The following is an 18668-nucleotide window of genomic DNA, read 5'->3' as shown; positions in this document are numbered from 1 at the left end:
CATTCCATTGGCGCAGATGGTAAATGCTCGCATGGCCGATCAATCCAGTGTTCGATCGCTCAGCACGGAGCTTCTGGATGTATTGCACAAGCACCAGTTCTGTTCTCTGGGTGCCGTCGCTCAGGTGGAGCTTGCGGTGTTGCTGGAGCGCCTTGGTTTTTCAGTGCGGCTCGAGATGCGCGTACCAGGCTACCACCGTATCAACAATGATGAAACCCAAGGCAAGGGCGGCGGGCGTATTGACTTGATGGCTGCCGGTAAGGGCCAGCTGATCGGCGTGGAAATCGATAGTTGGTCTATGCCGAAATTGAAATCAATCCGAAAGTTGATTGCTTTCAAACAACTGACCCATCGGGTGGTCCTGCTCAACCACAAACCTGGCCTTTTAGGCCGCCAGACATATCTGCCGGCGACAGTACAGAATCTGTCCGACTCGCTCGATCTCGTGATGCACTTAGACGTCTACCAACCCGCAGATAAAACGCTTGCCATCGGCAATGCGCGCTCCATCCGCGAGCGCTTTCCCAGCGGTTCGATTGGTAGACGCCGGATCCGGCCATGAGTCCTGGGTGAATCACGCCGGCGTCGTTTTCCATTTGAACAGCGACAACTAAAACCAGTCAGTGCATCAAAGGTGAGCTGGGGTTTGGCCTGTCTTTTGAACTTGAGACCGAACTTGTCGATGAACGCCGCAGCGAGACCCTCGAGATCCCCATTAAAAGTTTGTCCCGGTCGCATTAGGAGGGCCGTTGTCGGGCGCTGTATCCATCCATGTAGGAAGTATCTTGCGTGGATTGAGTAGTCATCGCAAATTAGTTGCATCTTTGCATTTTGGTGAATATTCACATTCGGCGCTATCGCTGGGTTTTGCCATCCTCGGCTGCCGTGCCGCTCCCTATGTAGGATGAAATCCTTGTTAGGATCGAAGCCGTTGACCATGACAATCACCCTTCGAATCTAAACCAAACATGCGGCCCTATCGTTTGTTTGCTGCCGCTTTTATGTGGGGCCGCATGTTGCTATTGGCATCGTTGGCTCACGGTACCGCCCAAGCACAACGGATTGACCCCGAAGTCCAGACGCTGCGGGCTATGCTGCAAAAGTCAGACGTGGAGATTGACCTGGCTCGTGCGAAGCTGACCATTGACCGCATGATCGATCCCAGCATCGATATTGAGAGCAATCTTCAGAAGCTTGATGCCATGGCTTCCGCCGTTCGGATCTCGGCCGGCGCCAACCCAACCAGCTTAAGAACGGCCTCCATGCTGCGGTCATACCTGTATGACGCCGGCAACTGGAACAACAAACAACCCTTCCAATACGATCTGACGGATCCACTGGGGCAAAAGGTCAGCAACAAACTCCTGCCAACTTACTTGGCCACGAAAAAAGGCAACTGCGTTTCCATGCCTACGCTGTTTGTATTGCTAGCTCAGAAGCTGGGGTTGGATGCAACTTTCGCGGAGGCGCCCGGACACGTCTTTGTGAAATACAGGGACGAGACGGGCAGAAGCTACAACCTTGAAACCACGTCGGGCGGCAACGAAAGGGCTGACGAGAGTTACCAGCGGGATACTCCCATGACGCCGCAAGCGCTCAAGCATGGCATTTATATGCGCGGCTTCAGCAAAAAAGAAGCAATCGTGACGGTCCTGATGGACCCGCTCATAGAGCATCACAAACAGCAGGGCAATGCTGAGCGAATTATTGCCTTGTCGGATTTGGCGCTGGAATACTACCCCAAGAACGCCGACGCTATGCTTAACAAGGGTTATGCATATTTTCTGATTTTGAAGCGGGATTTCCTTTCAAAGTACCCGTCACCCAGAGGTATCCCGGCTGAGGACCGCCCACGGTTTGATGAGCTCAGCCGAAACAATAATGCCTGGTATGCCAGGGCCGAAGAATTGGGTTGGCGTCAGCCTGACGCTGGGGCCGACGCGCGGTACATGCGAACTATTAAGAATGTCAGACCGAACTAAGGAGAGGAATCAAATGAGTATTTTCAGACTGATGAAGACTTGTATTGTGGCCGTCGCAATCGCAGGTTTTGGCAGCAATGCCTTTGCAAGGTACATGCAAGCTGACCCCATCGGCTTAAATGGCGGAATGAATCTATACAGCTACGTAGACGGCAACCCCGTGAGTTTTACCGATCCACTTGGCCTAGCCACTGCTGAAGAGATAAGGAAAGCAATAGCAACCTTCAAGTGCAGCAACCCCGCCGACTTTAAAAAAGATCCTCGATCTGTCAGCATGGTTGCACTCGGTGAAAAGGGAGCTGGAAGCACGGACTGGATGAACAACATACAACTAAATTCCGGGCTTTACGGCGACAGTTCAACGAAGGTGGATGAGTTCTTGCGCGATCGCTTTCTTCAAACTCTCGCGCACGAGATGCTCCACGTCAATGAAGGTCCTGGCAGCTTCATACTAAGCAATCAATTTCGTATGGGTAATCCAATAGGCGTTTTTCATCGCCGGCTGGATGCCAAAGCGGAGGCGATGATTACCCCCCAATTACTTGAACAATATCGAAAATCCTTAAATGAAGGAGATTCGGGATGCACATGCACTCGTTAACCAAATCGTGGTTCATGCCACTTTGCGTGCTATTTTTAGCAGGCTGCAATCACGTGGATGAAATTACTCCGCGCTCATATGTGGGAATTGCGGTCGGACATACGGGTAGGTTGAAACTCGAAATCGCCAAATCACTTCTGGCGAATCCTGGGAAACCAGTTCCGCTGGCTGGGGAGTTGCAGTTACCACCACCTCCTGGATTGAATCCAGTGAAATTTGAGTTTGGCTGGGTAACTGCGGGCGGAGCAATCATCATCCATAGCAAGGAATATTCAGTTACTGTCCTTCAGGAACCACGCGTTGATCAAGGGCAGGTGAAATGGAGTTGCGTTGTACGTCCTGCTGATGCAAAGCCTAACGTGTGTGGCGATCAATAGCCTCCGAAGTGATGCATGGATCTCGTCTCGCCCCATCTATACCGAGATCACATGATCGAGGTGAAGCGCCGCTTCAAGTCAATTGACCGGATACTGGGTGCAAAAAAGCCGAGGACGCTGACATCAGAGCTGGACGATGAGTTCATGTGGCTGCAACTGCGTCAGATAGTCGAACTGGTGGCGTACTCGGCGATCGCTGCCGATGAAGAGCGTTATGCCGCCCTGCGTCAAGAGCAAGACAAGAATGCCGACTACCGCGTTGACAGCAAGCCAGCCAAGGTGTTGAAACACCTAGCTCTAGTCAATCCACATTTTTTGCCGAAGTCATTGGGAGTCATGGTGCCTCAAGCGGATGGGACTAAGCATTTTGAACATGGATCCGAGGTGGCCTTATTAGACCGGTTCCTGGAAATCCATGACGTGGCTGGGCAGCACCTTCATGCGATCAACCCGTTCAACGAGGCCGACGTTCTTAGCCAAAAGTCGCGCCTTGCTACCGCCAGGAGTCGGATCGAGAGGGAAGCAGCCTACCTAAAAGGTGTGTTGTGGGACCATGCAAAAGTCGGACTTCAGTTTCAGCCGGGCTCCTCACCGCGCGCGGTGGAGAATGCGGAGCAAGCTTGGATCGTCAAATTCGGCCAAGCAGAAACGGAAGGCGTTCAAATGTTGCTCGCCAAGGGCATCTGAGCGCAGCTCATCGTGATGAACATATCTTTTGAGTTCATAAATACATTTATCTACCGCAATCCTGCGGACAGTTACTTACTGGAGATTCCGAAAGGTGTCTCCTCGAAGGCGAGCTTGTTCGCCGCGTTCGAAAGTGCTGGGCAATTCCCCGAGTACTTTGGATCAAATTGGGACGCATTTTCTGATTGTCTGCGGGACTTCGGGTGGGTACAGGAAAAGCAGATCGTGATCCTGCACCGCGATTTGCCACTGGCAGAAAATGCGGCAGATTGCCGCATTTATTTAGAAACTCTTCAGGCGGCGATAGAAGACTGGACTGCAAGCCCTGCGAGGCTGGATATTGGAGATGCTTCTACAGACTCTATTACTCAAGAATTAGCTGTGGTTTTCCCCGCCAACCTGCGGCAAGACATCACAACCATGTTGTTTGGTCACCGTGCTAACTAGCTTTAGCCTTGACTGCCTAGAAAGCTGATGATGAAAGACTCATTCAACTAGCTTTGGAAAACCAGCCTCAACATCCTGTACCGAAGCTCTCCAACAGATGTATCTAGGGCAGACGTCGAGTAGGCGTTGCCTTCAACGGTTTCAAAGATGTGCACGGTCTGCGTCGGCTCCCGAGGCTCCTTTGCAGTCCATACCGCACTGAGGCGCTCCATCTTCCAGCCATCGGTATTGTTCATATAGGCCGGCGTGACAATAAAGGCTGCGGCCACCTGCAGCACATGGGCGGTCTTTCCGCGCATGGCGTCATCTATGTCAACGATGCTGGAAAACAGCATAGTCCGATGTGTTCTGGTCTCCTCCCCCTCCTCGCATCGTTCTGTATGCACGGCCTTCACGACGAACCACGGCTGATTTATGACCACCTGAGCGACGCGCCAGTAGGTCTCGCCAATGTCAGGTAAGTAGTCAGATAGGCGGGATCTGTGGGCTTCGTGTGTAAGGAACATTGGAGTGAAACAATCTGGACTATTGCGCGGGTGTATTCCACCGGCAGGGACGTTCAGGTACCTGGCAATCCGGCCGTATCGCTCACCGCCGGTGCCTTCGGTTGGTCAAGACCAGCCTGCAGCTCTGCGACCGCGGTCTGAAGAGACTTGCCTATTTTTTTCATCTCACCCATGTTGATCAATGGGTCGATGACATAGGCGCCCGCCATGGAAGCCACAAAGACGCCACCCACCACCATCCAAAAGTAAGGTGAGGTGACGGTGCAAGGAACCCAGTATTTGGGAAAAAACACCGCCGCGAGAATCACAAAAGCGACTAGGCCCACCATGCTCAGGCAGCCGAGATTCGATACCGTTGTCCGGCTGTACTTGATGTCGAGCCGGGACAGCAGCCGATCAACGGGTAATTCGTAGCTTGACCCGAGCGTCTCATTGAACATCGCAATGGCATTCACCGACTTGCCGTCGCTGCACGTTCCATAAACAACCATTACCCTGTGACCACCTCGTAGTGGAATCTGCGCGGGAAAGCTGACAGCCAGTTCGCCGCCGTCGTCACGCTGCAGGAAGAAGCTGGTTTCGTTCCGAAGCTCGCTGTGCAGATACATCCCACCCATAAGGTTTGAAAACCGCTCTGAATAGTCCCGGGCGCTGCTAGAGCTGCTTTCGGCCACCACGCCTCTCACGGCAATAAGTCCGACGGACTTGTTTCCAATCCTTAACTCTGAGCTCATATTGGTTTTCATCCGACTAACTCAAATTGCTGGACAACCTCCCTTTTAGGCCGGCCTGATGTCGTTTGTACCATATATGCGGGTGCGTAAATGCTCTGATTTGCGCACAGTCAGCGCATGCGCTCAGATCTCGATTTCGCTTTGTTACGGTCGTTTGCGGCCGAACTGAAATCGCGCCGGACTGAGTTGGGAATCAGCCAGGAGCAGTTGGCCCTCCGCGCGGAAGTCAATCGAACCTTTGTTGGCAAGATTGAGACGGGTAAGAATCAGCCGACTTTGGCGGTGATTTATCGCTTGAGTGAGGGCTTGGAGTGTGAACTTTCCGAGCTGTTGACGTCTGTGATCAAGCGATATCGGAAAGAAGTCAAGTACCTGCCTAAGGCGAAAAGCTAATTTGGTGCAAGGCGTTGGACGCTGACTCCCCCTCTGTTGACGTCATTCTCATCACTCAATCGAACTCGGTGAGATACGATATCGTCAAGTGCTTGGCTAGTTGGCGTTTCCGGACGTTGAACTTAGCGAGGCAGCGTCATGATTGACGTGAAAGAAGCAGCCCAGCGGGGTCGTGAAAACGTGTGAACAGCTGCTCTACGCCATGAAAGTGGTTCCACCCCAGAGTGGAATATCAAAGAGATCCCCGCGAACTTTTCCAATGCTTGGCAAAAGCACCAGGCATCCTTGCAACTCCCTGGAGAAAAGGCCCAAACGCCGTTTCTCTTAATTCGTAAGATTGGTAAAGTCATCTAGTGAGTCGGTGATTTACTCGAAGGCATCACAAAATACCTTTATGTCCAAAGCCAAAATATCATTTGAAACGTCAATCAAAGACGCGGAAGAGCTGTTGGCGCATTTTGATGCGCTACCAAAACCGCCTCCCCAAAGTGCCGATGTTCTCAAACGGGCAGGTTTGGTTATGGCTTTGACTGCCTGGGAAACATATGTCGAAGATCGAATTCTTGAGGAGGTGACCACGCGCCTTCGCGTGGTAAACGGGAGTTATGTGGGGACGTTTGTACTCAAACGCCTAGAGGACGAACTCAAACGCTTTCATAACCCCACCTCGGAGAAGGTGCGAAAGCTTTTCCTTGATTTTTTGGAAGTCGACGTGACAGCCTGCTGGGAGTGGTCAAACTTTGACAGCGCAAAGGCCCGGAAAAATTTGGACGATCTCATATCGAAAAGAGGTGACGCCGTGCATCGTTCCAAACCTGTGATTGCCGGCGCGTCTTCTGCCCCGCATTTGGTCAAACGCGATGATTTGGACAAGGCCATTCGCTTCCTCAAAGCGCTGGTAGACGCTACCGATTCTCGACTCAATCAGGCTTTGGAATGAGCGCGAGACAGTCCGACGGTTCGGATCATGCACTTTGCAGTGAGTGTGCCGAAGACCTCTTCCTAAAAAAACACATTGAAGAGGAAGGTGAGAAGCTTACATGTTCAGAATGCGGCGAAGACACACACCCTGCGCTTGATGTAGACGCTTTGGCAGCATTCATCGAACCGCACATGATGGAACACTTTCAACAGGGCGTATCTTATGGACATGAAGAGCAGTCCGGCGACCCGATGAGTTATGCGGTTCAGGAGGTGCTGGGTCAATATGTGAGCTTTGAGGACGAACTAGTTGAAGCCGTAGTGCGTTCGGAAGACTATGACCCTAGAGATGGCGACTCGCCGTTCTGGGACGACACCTCAAATTATGTTCCTACGAGAGTTGGAACCGGTCACCTTCATGCGAAATGGCAATATACGCTGCAGGAGTTAAAGCACACCCGTAGATTCTTTAGTACCGAGGCGCAAGAGCTCTTTACCTGGTTGTTTTCAAGCGTCGACGATTTAAAAAGTTTTGACGACAACGGCTCTGTTGTTTCCGAGCTGCCAATGGGAACGCAGTTGTTTCGAGCGCGCGTTTGTGGCGGGGGTGATTTGCTGAAGCAAATGTATTCGGAGCCGCTGAAACATGTTGGTCCCCCGCCTGACCAGGCTGCAAGAGCCGGCCGGATGAATGCGGAAGGGGTTTCAGTACTTTACGGTGCGCTTGACTTTGAAACCTGTTTGGCAGAAATGAGGCCAGCGATAGCCAATGAGTTGGTAGTCATAACCCTCACTACCACCAGGCCACTTCGAGTACTCGATTTCTCTCGGTTGGATCGCGCTCGTTCGGGCAAAGCTCTGAGTTATTTTCAGCCTGATTTCAGCGACGAAGTCGAGAGAGCGTTATTTCTTCGGCAACTACATAGACTTATCGCTCAGCCAATCGTCCCGGGCCACGAGTCCGACTATCTAATTACTCAGACTATGGCTGAGTTCCTGGCGCATGTTGTCAAAAACCCGTTTGATGGAATACTCTTCAAGTCAACCCAAAAAAATGAGGGCGTCAATCTCGTTATCTTCCCGCAGAAAAAAGACTGGCTGGATCCAACAACTCAACAAAAGTTTGGCATCGATTACGTTGAAGACAGCATTAAGCTGTACAAAACTCAATCAGTTGCATACATCCACAGCGAGGTATCTGTATTTTTGGATTCCGGAGATGTCTACAAATACGACGACCACGACGATGTTGACTTGGAGGACTATTGAAAGTTGAGCCTCCGTTATTGGCTCCGTCCGTTGAGTCTTCGAGGGTCACATGATCTCTGATGACGCATCTATAAAGATGCGAGAAGGACCTGCTTTGATAGAGGCACATGGTCCGACTTGGCCCTCGCAGAAATTCTGCAGTTGCATGGCGCAGCGCGCCTCATAACAGGTTTTCGCTATCGATGACGGCAGGGTGCAGGCGGATACCGGTTTCAAGTTGCGAGTCGTTCACTTAACGGGTTTTACCGCGCTTGCTACATATGCCTTCTATCTGACCCTGCTCGGCCGCCGTTTACTGTCTGCCTGAGCTTTTGAGGCAATGCTCGTTTGCCTGTCCATCAGCAATATCGCACAAAGGCCGTAGACGTTGCTCACGGCCCTGGTGTGGGCGGCGACCAAGCCTGATAACAAGAGGCAGCCTATTGCAGGAAGGATCGCGTAGCTGATTATTTCTCCCTGCTTCAAATCGAATCCTTTTGTGACCATCCACGCGCTGACCGCCCAGACCGATCCAATCATCCACCACAGCGCCGTGGTCCTTCGCTTGCTCGACTCCTGAGCAACTGCGAGAAAATATCGTATGCCATCTAAGTCACGTTCGTGCAGATCGTCTAATTCGGGGAAACGTTGCTTGGCGGCCGAAATATTCCGGGCTGCCCATCCTGGAAAAGCCGTTGTACTGGGCCTTCCTGCCACTAAGCAGATTGTTGCCAAAACGAGCCACGCATAGAAATAGCCTTCCAGGGCTTGCGGAGCTATCCAGTGGGTCCAACGCAACATAGCGTAAACGAGCGCGCTAAATAGTGTCAGACCACACCAGAACGCAAAAGTCATCACGCTTGCGTATGCTCCCGCAGCAATGAGTTCCGCGGCAGCAAACCAGGTCACCAGTAATTTAGGAATCCATTTTGGAATGGATCTTGGATATCCCCGTGTAATTGCGAGCTCGCAGCCTTCGATCAGTTGACGTGTAAGCTCAAAAGAGGCTACTGTTTTCATGGGGTATCTCACTCGATTTGATGTCTTCAGGCGGGCACACGTTCTGCGGGAACATATTCTTAAAAGCCAGACTGACCCGCTCCGATAAGGATATATTTTCCGATTTGGGCTCTCGCAGAAAGTCCGCGGTCGCGCGGCTCAAGGCGTCCCACAATGGGCTATCACTATCGACGACAGGAGCGTACAGGCGAATGCAAGGCGAAGGCGCCTCAATGATCACCACAAAGCTCGAGACCTCGGCTTTGCGAAACGCCAGAACGCACGCGCGTCGCAATGTAGGTATTCCGGCGGCGGATTCGAAGAATAACTTTGAGTCGAGCTCACCGTCTTCATCGGCAAGCAACGTCACTGGGACGGTCCACCCATCGTGATCACTGGAGGTCAGCACCTCGATGCCAATGTCTTTGATCAACAAAGCTTCCTCAACGGTCGCTCGCAAAAAATCGGGGAGCCGTCGCTGGCCGGGTCGGCCCTGCAGTACCAGTAAATCGACAGAGCGGACGCGTCGCTCGGAGCCACCCTCCCCGACGGCGGCTTGGGCAACATCAGCGGAGCTTGTATGACGCGACCCACTTGCGTTAAGGGTGCGAGCCTTCCAGACGTACTTGGGTAGGAGATCAGGAAACTTTGACTCGTGGTGAATAATGCGCCGCTTCGCGGCTAGGTTGTTTGACGCGTCTTTCTCGACGATAGTCTGGGTTCCGCTCTGCGAAGATCCTTGGGTGCCTGTCTTGACGTCGGAAGACGCACCCTGCGGCGCCCATGACCGCGCGCGAACTGATTTTGCTTCGTACTTTAGAGCTCGGAATGGAAAGGGGTAGGAGCAGCTTTTCAAACGGTACACGAGAAAAGTAGACCGTGGCTTGCCGGCATTCGACAACCATTTTCCCGACGCCATGAGTGTGGTCATCCCTTCAAACGGGAACAACGTCTGTGGGTAGATTTGGGCTCCCTTTATGGATGCGGTGAGTGCTGAAGTAGACACGCGAACAGCCGCGCGCCACGCGTGCGGGTTCTGGGATATGCGCCCGATGTCTGCGGCAGAGGCTCCAGAAATACCTTCAGCCAGGTCGAGGTTGAGATGTCCGGAGAGAAGATGAAAAGTCGCCTTGGAATAGAGCGTTTCGCGCTTCAGTCCAGGCAAAAAAATCCTTGAGAGCAACTCGCTGGATGAGCCAAAGTAAAAACGTACAAGCTCCATGCACGGAATAATGAGTCGACGATCCTCGTTGAGACGCACCATGACGCAATAAGACTGGGTGCAGTTGACATGCCAAGGGTGTTCCGCGAGAGGTAGAAGGTAGCCGTTCACGTCATCCTGCTTCAGCCCCGCTTTGATGATGTGCGAGGTCGAGCCGTCAACCTGTACGTCCGCAAAAGTTTCCTGCTCGTAATCCGGTTGATCCTCGAGTTTTCCGTCTCGCCAAATGTCGCCTACCCTTAGCAGCGAGAGTGCGCCAACTGATACCCAAATCTTTTTTTGAAAACGCGCTGGAGCGGTGCAATCCGGGTAGAGGAGCAAGTGAGGCTCGTCCAGGATGGACTCGGATTTCAGTCTCGACAGGTGCACGAAAACAGAAGATTGTTTTCGCCGAACAGTCCTATCTGGAAAAGCCAGATCGCCGATCCAGTCAATTCTCCAGAGGCCTTTTGGGAAAGCCGAAATCGACGGCGCATAGTGCGGCCTCCTGGCAAGCTTCCACTGAAGCTCCACTTCTGCGCACATTGCAAGAAAGTCACTCACCTACGGACTGCAATCTATCTTGGTCGGCTGGTGAACGTCAGGGGCATCGTAGGGATGAGTGCGTTTAAGTTCATGGGCGCCGGCACCACGTGGACGGGAAATCCACCCTGTACACAAAGGTCCTAAGGGCGTGCAAGGAGTTTTGGTAGAGATGGTTGACTTCATTTTTCCGCCGTGCAAGTTCTGCGTAGTCTGCTGCTGCCGCGCGTGCCCTGCTGGCTTCGTAACCACCCATATCTGCAGAGGCATCCAGAATGCCTTCGATAGTTCTTAGCAGAGAGCGGGCTTCCCCAGCGGTGACGGTAAAGCCCAGCGCTGTGTTTGTGCTGGCGAATTCCCCGAGTTTGCTTTTGGCTGCTTCGAAAGATTCTCTCAAGTTCTGGATGTGGGCAATAGCGCCTTCCGCCAATGGCAGGAGATGAGCCGTCAGTTCGGTCGCCTGCTCATCAGGGTGGTGCAGGCTTGCATCCGAGATCATCGGAGGGCCTTCTGGCTCTATCCATGTGAGGCCGAAAAAATTCCAATGATTGGCCTTGGCTAGGCGCTCTGGCAATTCTTTCTTTAGCCATCCGATAGCGACAGCCTCAGCGTCTTTTGGCGATGAAAGGTGTGCTTTTGCGATCTTGGCCACTACATTGAATGCAAGCTTGCCGGCCGGCAGGATCAGTTCGTTCACAACGCAGACGTTGACGGTTGCCGACTTCTCTGGGTAGATCGCCTCTCCATGCCGGTCTTGTTCTAGCAATTGACGCGAAAGGCCAGTGTTGACACGGATTATGGGCATTGGTGCTTATGGCTTGTTAGGCGGCCGGACTTTAGGCTTCACACTGAAGTTTGAACTGCTTGAAATGGAGATTTCGCCAAAGACCAAACTATCTCAGTCCTACTGATAATCGAGCTATGGCTTTGCAAATCAATGGTGTCTCTTACAGTCTCTCGCATCTCTCGAAGTTCGAACGCAAGATTGACGTTCCTTTAAAAGGTGGTTTTACCAAAAAAATCCTGGTTGAGTTTCGGTTTTCCCCGCATTGCTATTCTCGTGGACTTTCCGAGGGAGAGGTTATGCCCGCTGGCATGAAAGTGGCCGACGGAGCGCGAGATCGAGTGTTTGATCTTCGACGGTATAACTTGTCGTTCAACTTGGTTGCATCCATCGATGCGCTGATTGCCGCTCAAGGGGATGTCCACAAATCCAGGCATGACAATTTTTTCCGGATTGATAATTTGGAAGAAACTCTTGATGGTGTCGTGACCCCGATCAGCTACTACATTTTTATGAGCGCTGAAAAAGAGAGCGAGCCCAACAAAGAGAAGCGCATACGCATCTACGTAGAAAGTGCATATCCATTGCTGGCGAACGTTCCGGCGCCCCACTCGAAGCGGGTTTTGCCCTTCGTGGAGGTGCTGGGGAAGATATGGGCCCCTTGAGGAGCAAAAAAAAGCCTCCGGATGGAGGCTTTTTAGAGAATAGTTCGCGGGGATCTCTTGGGTATTCCACTCTGGGTGGAGCCACTTGCGTGGTGGAGAGTAGCTGCTCACACGTTTTCACGACCCCGCTGTGCTACTTCTTTCACGTCATTTTCATGACGCTGTTTAACCAAGTTCAACGTCCGGAAACGCCGACGGGCCAACACTTAGCGATCATTCTAACTCATTGACGTTAATTGTCAATCACGCCCTTAAGGAGGCGATTTGGATATCCTGTTGGTGCGACCCAGACGCACGTTAAAAATATGGCTTTTGTTTGTATGCCATTTCCCGTCTAATATTGGCAAAGATCGTTGATCTTAAATAGATTTTCGGAACACATAGCGGTGAATCACATGCATTCCATGTTGAATTGTCTCGCTAACTAGTGAAGTTTCTCATTAACTGTTGATCCTTAACAGCCACGCCTGCGGCATGGGCCTGCTGGTCGGCGTGGTAGCTGCTGCGCACCATGGCGCCCACGGCCGCGTGGGTGAAGCCCATCTTGTAGGCCTCTTCTTCAAACATCTTGAAGGTGTCGGGGTGCACATAGCGGCGCACCGGCAGGTGGCTGGTGGAAGGCGCGAGGTACTGGCCGATCGTCAGCATGTCGATGTTGTGCGCGCGCATGTCGCGCATCACTTGCAAAATTTCTTCGTCGGTCTCGCCCAGGCCGACCATGATGCCGCTCTTGGTGGGCACGTCAGGGTGCAGCGCCTTGAACTTCTTGAGCAGGTTCAGGCTGAACTGGTAGTCGCTGCCGGGGCGCGCTTCTTTATAGAGGCGCGGCGCGGTTTCGAGGTTGTGGTTCATCACGTCGGGTGGCGCGGCTTTCAGGATTTCGAGCGCGCGGTCGTCTCGGCCGCGGAAGTCGGGGACCAGGATTTCAATCGTGGTGTTCGGCGAAAGTTCGCGGATCTTCTGGATGCATTCCACAAAGTGGCCGCTGCCGCCGTCGCGCAGGTCGTCGCGGTCCACGCTGGTGATCACCACGTATTTGAGCTTGAGGGCTGCAATCGTTTTGGCCAGGTTCAGCGGTTCGTTCACGTCCAGCGGGTCGGGGCGGCCGTGGCCCACGTCGCAAAACGGGCAGCGGCGCGTGCACTTGTCGCCCATGATCATGAAGGTGGCCGTGCCTTTGCCGAAGCATTCGCCGATGTTGGGGCAGCTGGCTTCTTCGCACACCGTGTTGAGCTTGTTCTCGCGCAGGATCTGCTTGATCTCATAGAAGCGTGTGGTCGGGCTGCCGGCCTTGACGCGGATCCAGTCGGGCTTCTTGAGCATTTCGCCCTGCACCACCTTGACGGGGATGCGCGACAGCTTGGCCGCGGCCTTTTGTTTGGCCAGCGGGTTGTAGCCTTCCAGGGTCTGGACGTCGCGGACCACGGGGTTGGATGAGGGCGTTGCAGCCGCGTTGACGATCTCGGGTGTGCTCATGGGGTCAATGCCGTTCGCCCTGAGCCTGTCGAAGGGCTGGAAATCCGCTCATTGCCGGCTGAGGCCGGGGGCTTCGACAGGCTCAGCCCGAACGGAAAAAAGATCAGGGTGCCAGATACGTTGCGAGTTTCTGCCCCAGTACGTCCGCAGCCTCCTGCCACGTCACGGATACGCCAATTGTACGAAGGTCTGTGGTATTCAGCCCCACATAACCGCAGGGGTTGATGCGCGAGAAGGGTTCCAGGTCCATCGCCACGTTGAGCGCCACCCCGTGGTAGGTGCAATGCCGGCTGACTTTGATGCCCAGCGCGGCGATTTTCCCCAGGCCGCGGAAAGGGTCAATCGGGTTCACGGGGCCTGTCAGGGCGGCGTGGGAGGCCGGGTCGTCCAGCCGCACATAAATGCCGGGCGAGCCCGTCACGCGGTGACCGGTGACACCGAAATGCGCCAAGGTCTTGATCACCGACTCTTCAATGCGGTAGACGTATTCCTTGACGTAATAGCCGGCGAGTTTCAGGTCGATCAGCGGGTAGGCGACCACTTGGCCGGGGCCGTGGTACGTCACCTGGCCGCCGCGGTTGGTCTGCACCACCGGGATGCTGCCGGGGTTCAAAACATGGTCGCTTTTGCCCGCGAGCCCTTGGGTGTAAACCGGCGGGTGCTCACAAATCCATAGCTGGTCGCCCATGTCCTGTGCGGGCTGGAAGCCGATTTCGCTTGAAACCGCGGCGCTGCGCGCTGCCGTGAAGGCTTGCATGGCTTCGTAGGTCGGGAGGTAGTCGACCCTACCCAGGGCGCGCATCAACATACGCTGGCCGCCGCGCCGGGCCGCCCCAAGCAAGGCCAGCCCCCTCGGGGGGCAGCGACCCGCGCAGCGGCGGAGCGTGGGGGCGACATGTCAACCTGCATGGCGGCGCTTCTCTGTCTTATTTAGAGCACGACCTTGACCATCGGGTGCGTCGACAGCGTGCGGTAGAGCTCGTCGAGCTGCTCGCGGCTGGTGGCCGTGACGGTGATGGTCACGCCCAGGTAGTTGCCGCCCTTGCTTTCGCGCAGCTCGATGGTGCTGGCGTCAAAGGCCGGGTCGAACTGGTGGGCGATGGCGGTGACGGCCGCGACCATGCCGTCGACCTTCTGACCCATGACCTTGATGGGGAATTGCGACGGGTAGTCGATCAGCGACTCCTGGCGCGATGGCTCGGTGCCGGGGACGCCGATGATTTTCGGGAGGTCAGGGGAAGTGGTCATGGCAAGGGTCCTTTCAGGCCTGTTTGGCGCGCTGGTATTCAGCGTACAGCTTGGCATAAATGGGGCCAGGGCGGCCTTTTTCTACCCCGTTGCCCACCGGCTGGCCGTCCAGCAGGGTCACCGGCAGCACTTCCTTGGTGGCCGACGAGAGCAAAATTTCGTCGGCGGCCAGCACCTCGGCACGCGTAATGCGGCGCAGCTCAAACGGTATGCCTGCTGCGCGGCACATCTGCTCGATCAGGCCAAAGCGTATGCCTTCGAGCACCAGGTTGTCCTTGGGCGGGCCTGAGACCTTGCCGTCCTTGATGATCCAGACGTTGCTGGAAGAGGCTTCGCTCAGGTAGTCGCCGCGGAACATCACGGTCTCAGTCGCACCGGCGTCCACGCTGATCTGGCGCGAGAACACCGCGCCCAGCAGGCTGGTGCTTTTGATATGGGCTTTCTCCCAGCGGAAGTCGTCGGCGGTGACGCAGGCCACGCCTTTTTCGCGGGCGGCATCGCCGGGCAGCTTCATCGGGTTGCACATCACGAAGACGGTGGGCGTCAGGCCCGGCAGCATGGGGTGGTCGCGCATGGCCACGCCGCGGGTGATCTGGATGTACACGAGTTGATTGCCTTTTTCGGCTGAAGCCCCCGTGGATTCTGCGCAAGCAGCTATCAATTTAAGAGCAATCGCCAGCCACTCGTCGCGGCTCAGCGGGTTGGCGATGCGCAGCTCGGTGAGGCTGCGCTCCAGCCGCGCCATGTGCTGCTCGAAGCGAAACGGCTTGCCTGCGTAGGCCGGCACCACTTCATAAATGCCGTCGCCGAAGATGAAGCCGCGGTCCATCACGCTGATCTTGGCGTCCTTGAGCGGGGTGAATTCGCCGTTGAGGTAGCAGGGGGTGTCGGGAAGGGGGCTGGCGGGAGGCGTTGTCATGGTGAGGTGTGAAAGAAAAAAGAATGTGCTGCGGGGTCTTTGTGCGGGCTTACCGGCGGCGGCGTTTGAACCAGATGCGCAGGCGCCAGGCCAGCTTGACCAGGACGTACGCGCCGGCCGAGCCGAAGACGGCAAAAATGCCCATGCCCAGTATGGCAGGGCCGCCGAAAGAGGCCACCCAGGCCACCACGCCCGCGCCTTCTGAAATAGAGACCGGCGGCGGCGCATCGAGGATCAGGCTGCCGACCTGGTAGGCCAGCCAGAGCCAGAAACCCACGGTGAAGGGGTTGGTAATAAAGGTGATGCCGGCGGCGACCGGGATGTTGGCGCGCCACCAGACGCTGTGGGCCGCGGCGGCCAGGATTTGCGCAAAGGGGAGGGCGAAAGCCCAGAAGATGCCGATGGCCGCGCCGCGCGCCACGGCTTCGTGCTGCAGGCGCCAGAGCTGGGGGTCCAGCACCCGGTGCGCGACGGGCCTGAGCCAGGGATGCGCCGCCAGCACTTCGCGGCTGGGGATCGATGCCTTGATGCGGTCGGTCCAGTGCGCCTGACCCGGCTCGCGTTGCTTGCGGCGTGCCGTCATGGGGCCGGCCTGGACGCTAAAAAACGGGTTTCGCCGACGGCCATGACGCTGAAGTCCTCGTCTTTCAGGCCCTTGGCCGCGCGGGCTGCGGCCAGGTCTTGCGGCGGCTGGTCCAGCGGCTCGTCGGTCAGCTCGAAAGTGCCCCAGTGCACGCCCACGCTGCGTTTGGCGCCCAGGTCCTGGTGGATCTGCACGGCCTCGGCCGGGTTGACGTGCTGGCCCGACATGAACCAGCGCGGCTCATAGGCGCCCACGGCAATCAGCGCCAGATCAAAACCGCCGCCCTGGCCGGCGGCCTGGCGGCCGGCAAAGCGCGCGCGGGTGTCGGCAAAGTCTTTGGAGTAACCGGTGTCGCCGCTGAAATACCAGTGAAGGTCGGGCGCGAACACGGCGTAGCCGCCCCAGAGCGTCTGGCTGCGGTCGCCGAAGCTGCGCGCCGACCAGTGCTGCACGGGCGTGAAATTGAACTCCACGCCGCGGTAAACGTGCGTGTCCCACCAGTCCATCTCGATGACATGCGTGATGCCGCGGCTGGCGAACCAGGATTTGACGCCCAGCGGCACCAGGAACAGCGTGGGGCGGCCGGCAGCGGCGGAGCGCGCGGCAATGGCCTGCACCGAGTCGGTGTCCAGGTGGTCATAGTGGTTGTGCGACACGATCACCACATCAACAGGCGGCAAATCGGCCAGCGCGATGCCCGGCGGCTGCGCGCGCGACGGGCCGATGAATTGAACCGGGCTGGCGCGCTGCGAGAACACCGGGTCCGTCAAGACATTCAGCCCGCCGGCCTGCACCAGCATGCTGGCGTGGCCTATCCAGGTGATGGCGGGGCGGGCGGCTGAAGGCCCGGACGCCGCATACGCCGGAGCGTAGGCCAGGACGGCTTTGAGGTCGGGCGTTTGCTGCGGGGTGGGTGCAGCGGGCGGTTTGGGTAGGCCTTGCTGGCGCTTTTCCCACTGCCAGCGCATCAGCGCGCCAAAGCCCTGGGTGACCGATGCGGTGTAGTTGTTCTTGAAGCCTTCGCGCGTATGGTGCGGTTTGGCGGGGTCGTAATAAGGGTTCACGGCTGTGCAGCCTCCCAGAAAAAGCAAGCTGCTGAAAACAAGGCTTGCGCGCATGGATGCGGCTGGGGCACCCAAGGCTTTACGCCAGGAAAATGACGGCTGCGATGGCAATGGCGCCCAGCGCGAGGTTGGCCAGGGCCAGCGTGGCGATCTGCCCGACGCGGCGGCCGCCTTCAGGCCAGTCCGACGCGGCGACGGCCAGCTTAAGCCGGCGAAAGGGGCCGAAATACAGGTGGCCGAACAATGCAAACATCAGAAGGCCGATGCCGAACATCAGGTGCCAGCCGATAGGCGCGTTTTTCATGCCGACCGCCATCAGCATGGCCAGTCCCGTCAACAACAAGAGGGCGATGGAGGCCCACACCAGCGCGAAAAAGCGCGTCAAGACCTGCACGATCAGCGGCAGGCGTTGCGGTGGCCCAAGTTGCCCCGCCGCCAGCGCCGGCCGCAGCGCAAACAACATGAAAGCCGCGCCGCCCAGCCAGGTGACGGCGGCGGCAATGTGCAGGAATTTCATCAGGGCGTGCATGGCTTCTTTCGGTGGGGGTGGGGTTTGCGGTGGGTACCCCGCTTTCGGGGCCGCCTTTGAGCGGTGATTGTGAACCACCCCTTTGTGGTTTGAGGCCGAAAAGCGCCAATCGCCCCTAATCCGGATTCAATCCCGGGATTTTGCCGATGTGCGGGGGTTTCTACGTATAATCAAGGGCTTTGCTAATAACGGCGCCTTGTAACTTCCCCGTAATTTGTGATGTCCAGAATGACAAATTCGGCGAAGCCCGCGACAAACCCAGTAATAAATCCGGAAGCCCGGGTTGTCAGCCGGGTTGTTACACAAGAGCTTGAGGCGAAAGAAGAAGGTTTCAAGACCCTGACCCGCGAAGAAGCCCAAAAGCTTCGTGAAACGAGTCCTCAGGTGTCTCCCTGGTCGGTGTTGGCAGGGCAGTCGGTAGCCGGAATCGTGGTGGCATGTGTCGCCTGGGCTTTGACTGGGCAGCAATCGGTTGGATGGTCGGCGCTCTATGGGGCGCTGGCGGTGGTGATTCCGGCGGCGCTCTTTGCGCGCGGTTTGACCGGCAAGGTGTGGTCGATGAACCCCGGCACCGCGGTGATGGGGTTCTTCTTGTGGGAAATGGTCAAGATCGCCTTGACGGTGGCAATGTTGTTTGCCGCCCCAAGGCTGGTTTCGATGCTGAGTTGGCCGGCAATGCTGGTCGGCCTGGTGGTGACAATGAAAGTGTCCTGGCTCGCGTTAATGTTCGCGGCCAGGCGCAATAAACTTTGAGGCGAGCA

General features: G+C 56.0%; 23 protein-coding genes. 11 read left to right on the top strand and 12 right to left on the bottom strand.

Features of this window, described 5'->3' with window-relative positions; translation table 11 throughout:
* The first annotated feature begins 31 nt into the window (after positions 1 to 31).
* The 6 genes from DT070_RS05205 (at position 32) to DT070_RS05180 (ending at position 4094) form a co-directional block, all read left to right on the top strand.
* Positions 32 to 562 (top strand): hypothetical protein, encoded by a 531-nt coding sequence (locus DT070_RS05205; protein ID WP_153976282.1) that lies wholly within the window; start codon positions 32 to 34, stop codon positions 560 to 562.
* Between the two features lie 406 nt (positions 563 to 968).
* Positions 969 to 1982 (top strand): transglutaminase family protein, encoded by a 1014-nt coding sequence (locus DT070_RS21560; RefSeq protein WP_122954441.1) that lies wholly within the window; start codon positions 969 to 971, stop codon positions 1980 to 1982.
* A 13-nt stretch (positions 1983 to 1995) separates the two neighbouring features.
* Positions 1996 to 2583, top strand: a complete 588-nt coding sequence (locus tag DT070_RS21555) for an RHS repeat-associated core domain-containing protein (RefSeq protein ID WP_228778572.1) — start codon at positions 1996 to 1998, stop codon at positions 2581 to 2583.
* Entirely contained in the window at positions 2565 to 2960 is a 396-nt protein-coding gene (locus tag DT070_RS21230; RefSeq protein ID WP_153976283.1) for a hypothetical protein, read from the top strand. The genes DT070_RS21555 and DT070_RS21230 overlap by 19 nt, the downstream gene beginning before the upstream one ends.
* A 15-nt stretch (positions 2961 to 2975) precedes the next feature.
* On the top strand, positions 2976 to 3647 hold the full coding sequence (locus tag DT070_RS05185; RefSeq protein ID WP_122954440.1) for a hypothetical protein: 672 nt from the start codon (positions 2976 to 2978) through the stop codon (positions 3645 to 3647).
* Between the two features lie 15 nt (positions 3648 to 3662).
* On the top strand, positions 3663 to 4094 hold the full coding sequence (locus tag DT070_RS05180; RefSeq protein WP_122954439.1) for a barstar family protein: 432 nt from the start codon (positions 3663 to 3665) through the stop codon (positions 4092 to 4094).
* Positions 4095 to 4141: 47 nt separating this feature from the next.
* On the opposite strand, the gene DT070_RS21550 is transcribed toward DT070_RS05180, so the two are convergent.
* Positions 4142 to 4429 carry a hypothetical protein gene (locus DT070_RS21550; protein ID WP_228778573.1) on the bottom strand — a complete coding sequence of 96 codons (288 nt, stop codon included), beginning with the start codon at positions 4427 to 4429 and terminating at the stop codon, positions 4142 to 4144.
* 224 nt (positions 4430 to 4653) lie between these two features.
* The gene (locus DT070_RS05170; RefSeq protein ID WP_122954437.1) at positions 4654 to 5346 is read right to left on the bottom strand and encodes a hypothetical protein; all 693 of its coding nucleotides are present in this window, start codon (positions 5344 to 5346) and stop codon (positions 4654 to 4656) included.
* 105 nt (positions 5347 to 5451) lie between these two features.
* On the opposite strand from DT070_RS05170, the gene DT070_RS05165 reads away from it, so the two are divergent.
* From DT070_RS05165 to DT070_RS05155, 3 genes are all read left to right on the top strand, one after another.
* Positions 5452 to 5727 carry a helix-turn-helix domain-containing protein gene (locus tag DT070_RS05165; protein WP_122954436.1) on the top strand — a complete coding sequence of 92 codons (276 nt, stop codon included), beginning with the start codon at positions 5452 to 5454 and terminating at the stop codon, positions 5725 to 5727.
* A gap of 394 nt (positions 5728 to 6121) precedes the next feature.
* The gene (locus DT070_RS05160) at positions 6122 to 6667 is read left to right on the top strand and encodes a HEPN domain-containing protein (protein WP_122954435.1); all 546 of its coding nucleotides are present in this window, start codon (positions 6122 to 6124) and stop codon (positions 6665 to 6667) included.
* On the top strand, positions 6664 to 7917 hold the full coding sequence (locus DT070_RS05155) for an RES family NAD+ phosphorylase (RefSeq protein WP_122954434.1): 1254 nt from the start codon (positions 6664 to 6666) through the stop codon (positions 7915 to 7917). The genes DT070_RS05160 and DT070_RS05155 overlap by 4 nt, the downstream gene beginning before the upstream one ends.
* A 267-nt stretch (positions 7918 to 8184) precedes the next feature.
* On the opposite strand, the gene DT070_RS21225 is transcribed toward DT070_RS05155, so the two are convergent.
* The 3 genes from DT070_RS21225 to DT070_RS05140 all read right to left on the bottom strand — a co-directional run bounded on the left by DT070_RS21225 (position 8185) and on the right by DT070_RS05140 (position 11444).
* Positions 8185 to 8916 carry a hypothetical protein gene (locus DT070_RS21225; protein ID WP_153976284.1) on the bottom strand — a complete coding sequence of 244 codons (732 nt, stop codon included), beginning with the start codon at positions 8914 to 8916 and terminating at the stop codon, positions 8185 to 8187.
* Positions 8894 to 10660 (bottom strand): hypothetical protein, encoded by a 1767-nt coding sequence (locus DT070_RS05145; protein WP_153976285.1) that lies wholly within the window; start codon positions 10658 to 10660, stop codon positions 8894 to 8896. The genes DT070_RS21225 and DT070_RS05145 overlap by 23 nt, the downstream gene beginning before the upstream one ends.
* 70 nt (positions 10661 to 10730) lie before the next feature.
* The gene (locus DT070_RS05140) at positions 10731 to 11444 is read right to left on the bottom strand and encodes a hypothetical protein (protein ID WP_122954431.1); all 714 of its coding nucleotides are present in this window, start codon (positions 11442 to 11444) and stop codon (positions 10731 to 10733) included.
* 116 nt (positions 11445 to 11560) lie between these two features.
* Here DT070_RS05140 and DT070_RS05135 point away from each other — a divergent pair, with 116 nt between their 5' ends.
* Entirely contained in the window at positions 11561 to 12088 is a 528-nt protein-coding gene (locus DT070_RS05135; protein ID WP_122954430.1) for a hypothetical protein, read from the top strand.
* Positions 12089 to 12508: 420 nt separating this feature from the next.
* Here DT070_RS05135 and lipA read toward each other — a convergent pair whose 3' ends face one another.
* The 7 genes from lipA to DT070_RS05100 all read right to left on the bottom strand — a co-directional run bounded on the left by lipA (position 12509) and on the right by DT070_RS05100 (position 17907).
* Positions 12509 to 13564, bottom strand: coding sequence for a lipoyl synthase (lipA, locus tag DT070_RS05130; protein WP_122954429.1), 1056 nt, complete (start codon positions 13562 to 13564; stop codon positions 12509 to 12511).
* A gap of 103 nt (positions 13565 to 13667) precedes the next feature.
* Positions 13668 to 14372 carry a lipoyl(octanoyl) transferase LipB gene (gene lipB / locus DT070_RS05125; protein WP_122954428.1) on the bottom strand — a complete coding sequence of 235 codons (705 nt, stop codon included), beginning with the start codon at positions 14370 to 14372 and terminating at the stop codon, positions 13668 to 13670.
* 122 nt (positions 14373 to 14494) lie between these two features.
* On the bottom strand, positions 14495 to 14812 hold the full coding sequence (locus tag DT070_RS05120) for a YbeD family protein (RefSeq protein WP_092130346.1): 318 nt from the start codon (positions 14810 to 14812) through the stop codon (positions 14495 to 14497).
* A gap of 13 nt (positions 14813 to 14825) precedes the next feature.
* Entirely contained in the window at positions 14826 to 15731 is a 906-nt protein-coding gene (locus tag DT070_RS05115; RefSeq protein WP_122954427.1) for a D-amino acid aminotransferase, read from the bottom strand.
* Between the two features lie 49 nt (positions 15732 to 15780).
* On the bottom strand, positions 15781 to 16314 hold the full coding sequence (locus DT070_RS05110) for a DUF2062 domain-containing protein (protein ID WP_122954426.1): 534 nt from the start codon (positions 16312 to 16314) through the stop codon (positions 15781 to 15783).
* Entirely contained in the window at positions 16311 to 17378 is a 1068-nt protein-coding gene (locus DT070_RS05105) for an MBL fold metallo-hydrolase (protein WP_228778574.1), read from the bottom strand. The genes DT070_RS05110 and DT070_RS05105 overlap by 4 nt, the downstream gene beginning before the upstream one ends.
* 79 nt (positions 17379 to 17457) lie before the next feature.
* Positions 17458 to 17907 (bottom strand): CopD family protein, encoded by a 450-nt coding sequence (locus DT070_RS05100; RefSeq protein WP_122954424.1) that lies wholly within the window; start codon positions 17905 to 17907, stop codon positions 17458 to 17460.
* Between the two features lie 228 nt (positions 17908 to 18135).
* On the opposite strand from DT070_RS05100, the gene DT070_RS05095 reads away from it, so the two are divergent.
* Complete coding sequence (locus tag DT070_RS05095) at positions 18136 to 18660, top strand: ATP synthase subunit I (protein WP_122954423.1); 525 nt, start codon at positions 18136 to 18138, stop codon at positions 18658 to 18660.
* Positions 18661 to 18668: the final 8 nt, after the last annotated feature.

Source organism: Polaromonas sp. SP1 (genome assembly GCF_003711205.1).
In the GTDB taxonomy this organism is placed as follows: domain Bacteria; phylum Pseudomonadota; class Gammaproteobacteria; order Burkholderiales; family Burkholderiaceae_C; genus Polaromonas.
The sequence above is the reverse complement of the archived record's forward strand: the minus strand, read 5'-3'. Positions and strand labels throughout refer to the sequence as shown.

What these genes read in the sequence shown, in the direction of transcription:
- DT070_RS05205 (WP_153976282.1), top strand. Translation starts at nt 32, where the DNA reads ATGGCCGATCAATCCAGTGTTCGATCGCTCAGCACGGAGCTTCTGGAT.
- DT070_RS21560 (WP_122954441.1), top strand. Translation starts at nt 969, where the DNA reads ATGCGGCCCTATCGTTTGTTTGCTGCCGCTTTTATGTGGGGCCGCATG.
- DT070_RS21555 (WP_228778572.1), top strand. Translation starts at nt 1,996, where the DNA reads ATGAGTATTTTCAGACTGATGAAGACTTGTATTGTGGCCGTCGCAATC.
- DT070_RS21230 (WP_153976283.1), top strand. Translation starts at nt 2,565, where the DNA reads ATGCACATGCACTCGTTAACCAAATCGTGGTTCATGCCACTTTGCGTG.
- DT070_RS05185 (WP_122954440.1), top strand. Translation starts at nt 2,976, where the DNA reads ATGGATCTCGTCTCGCCCCATCTATACCGAGATCACATGATCGAGGTG.
- DT070_RS05180 (WP_122954439.1), top strand. Translation starts at nt 3,663, where the DNA reads ATGAACATATCTTTTGAGTTCATAAATACATTTATCTACCGCAATCCT.
- DT070_RS21550 (WP_228778573.1), bottom strand. Translation starts at nt 4,429, where the DNA reads ATGCTGTTTTCCAGCATCGTTGACATAGATGACGCCATGCGCGGAAAG.
- DT070_RS05170 (WP_122954437.1), bottom strand. Translation starts at nt 5,346, where the DNA reads ATGAAAACCAATATGAGCTCAGAGTTAAGGATTGGAAACAAGTCCGTC.
- DT070_RS05165 (WP_122954436.1), top strand. Translation starts at nt 5,452, where the DNA reads ATGCGCTCAGATCTCGATTTCGCTTTGTTACGGTCGTTTGCGGCCGAA.
- DT070_RS05160 (WP_122954435.1), top strand. Translation starts at nt 6,122, where the DNA reads ATGTCCAAAGCCAAAATATCATTTGAAACGTCAATCAAAGACGCGGAA.
- DT070_RS05155 (WP_122954434.1), top strand. Translation starts at nt 6,664, where the DNA reads ATGAGCGCGAGACAGTCCGACGGTTCGGATCATGCACTTTGCAGTGAG.
- DT070_RS21225 (WP_153976284.1), bottom strand. Translation starts at nt 8,916, where the DNA reads ATGAAAACAGTAGCCTCTTTTGAGCTTACACGTCAACTGATCGAAGGC.
- DT070_RS05140 (WP_122954431.1), bottom strand. Translation starts at nt 11,444, where the DNA reads ATGCCCATAATCCGTGTCAACACTGGCCTTTCGCGTCAATTGCTAGAA.
- DT070_RS05135 (WP_122954430.1), top strand. Translation starts at nt 11,561, where the DNA reads ATGGCTTTGCAAATCAATGGTGTCTCTTACAGTCTCTCGCATCTCTCG.
- lipA (WP_122954429.1), bottom strand. Translation starts at nt 13,564, where the DNA reads ATGAGCACACCCGAGATCGTCAACGCGGCTGCAACGCCCTCATCCAAC.
- lipB (WP_122954428.1), bottom strand. Translation starts at nt 14,372, where the DNA reads ATGTTGATGCGCGCCCTGGGTAGGGTCGACTACCTCCCGACCTACGAA.
- DT070_RS05120 (WP_092130346.1), bottom strand. Translation starts at nt 14,812, where the DNA reads ATGACCACTTCCCCTGACCTCCCGAAAATCATCGGCGTCCCCGGCACC.
- DT070_RS05115 (WP_122954427.1), bottom strand. Translation starts at nt 15,731, where the DNA reads ATGACAACGCCTCCCGCCAGCCCCCTTCCCGACACCCCCTGCTACCTC.
- DT070_RS05110 (WP_122954426.1), bottom strand. Translation starts at nt 16,314, where the DNA reads ATGACGGCACGCCGCAAGCAACGCGAGCCGGGTCAGGCGCACTGGACC.
- DT070_RS05100 (WP_122954424.1), bottom strand. Translation starts at nt 17,907, where the DNA reads ATGCACGCCCTGATGAAATTCCTGCACATTGCCGCCGCCGTCACCTGG.
- DT070_RS05095 (WP_122954423.1), top strand. Translation starts at nt 18,136, where the DNA reads ATGACAAATTCGGCGAAGCCCGCGACAAACCCAGTAATAAATCCGGAA.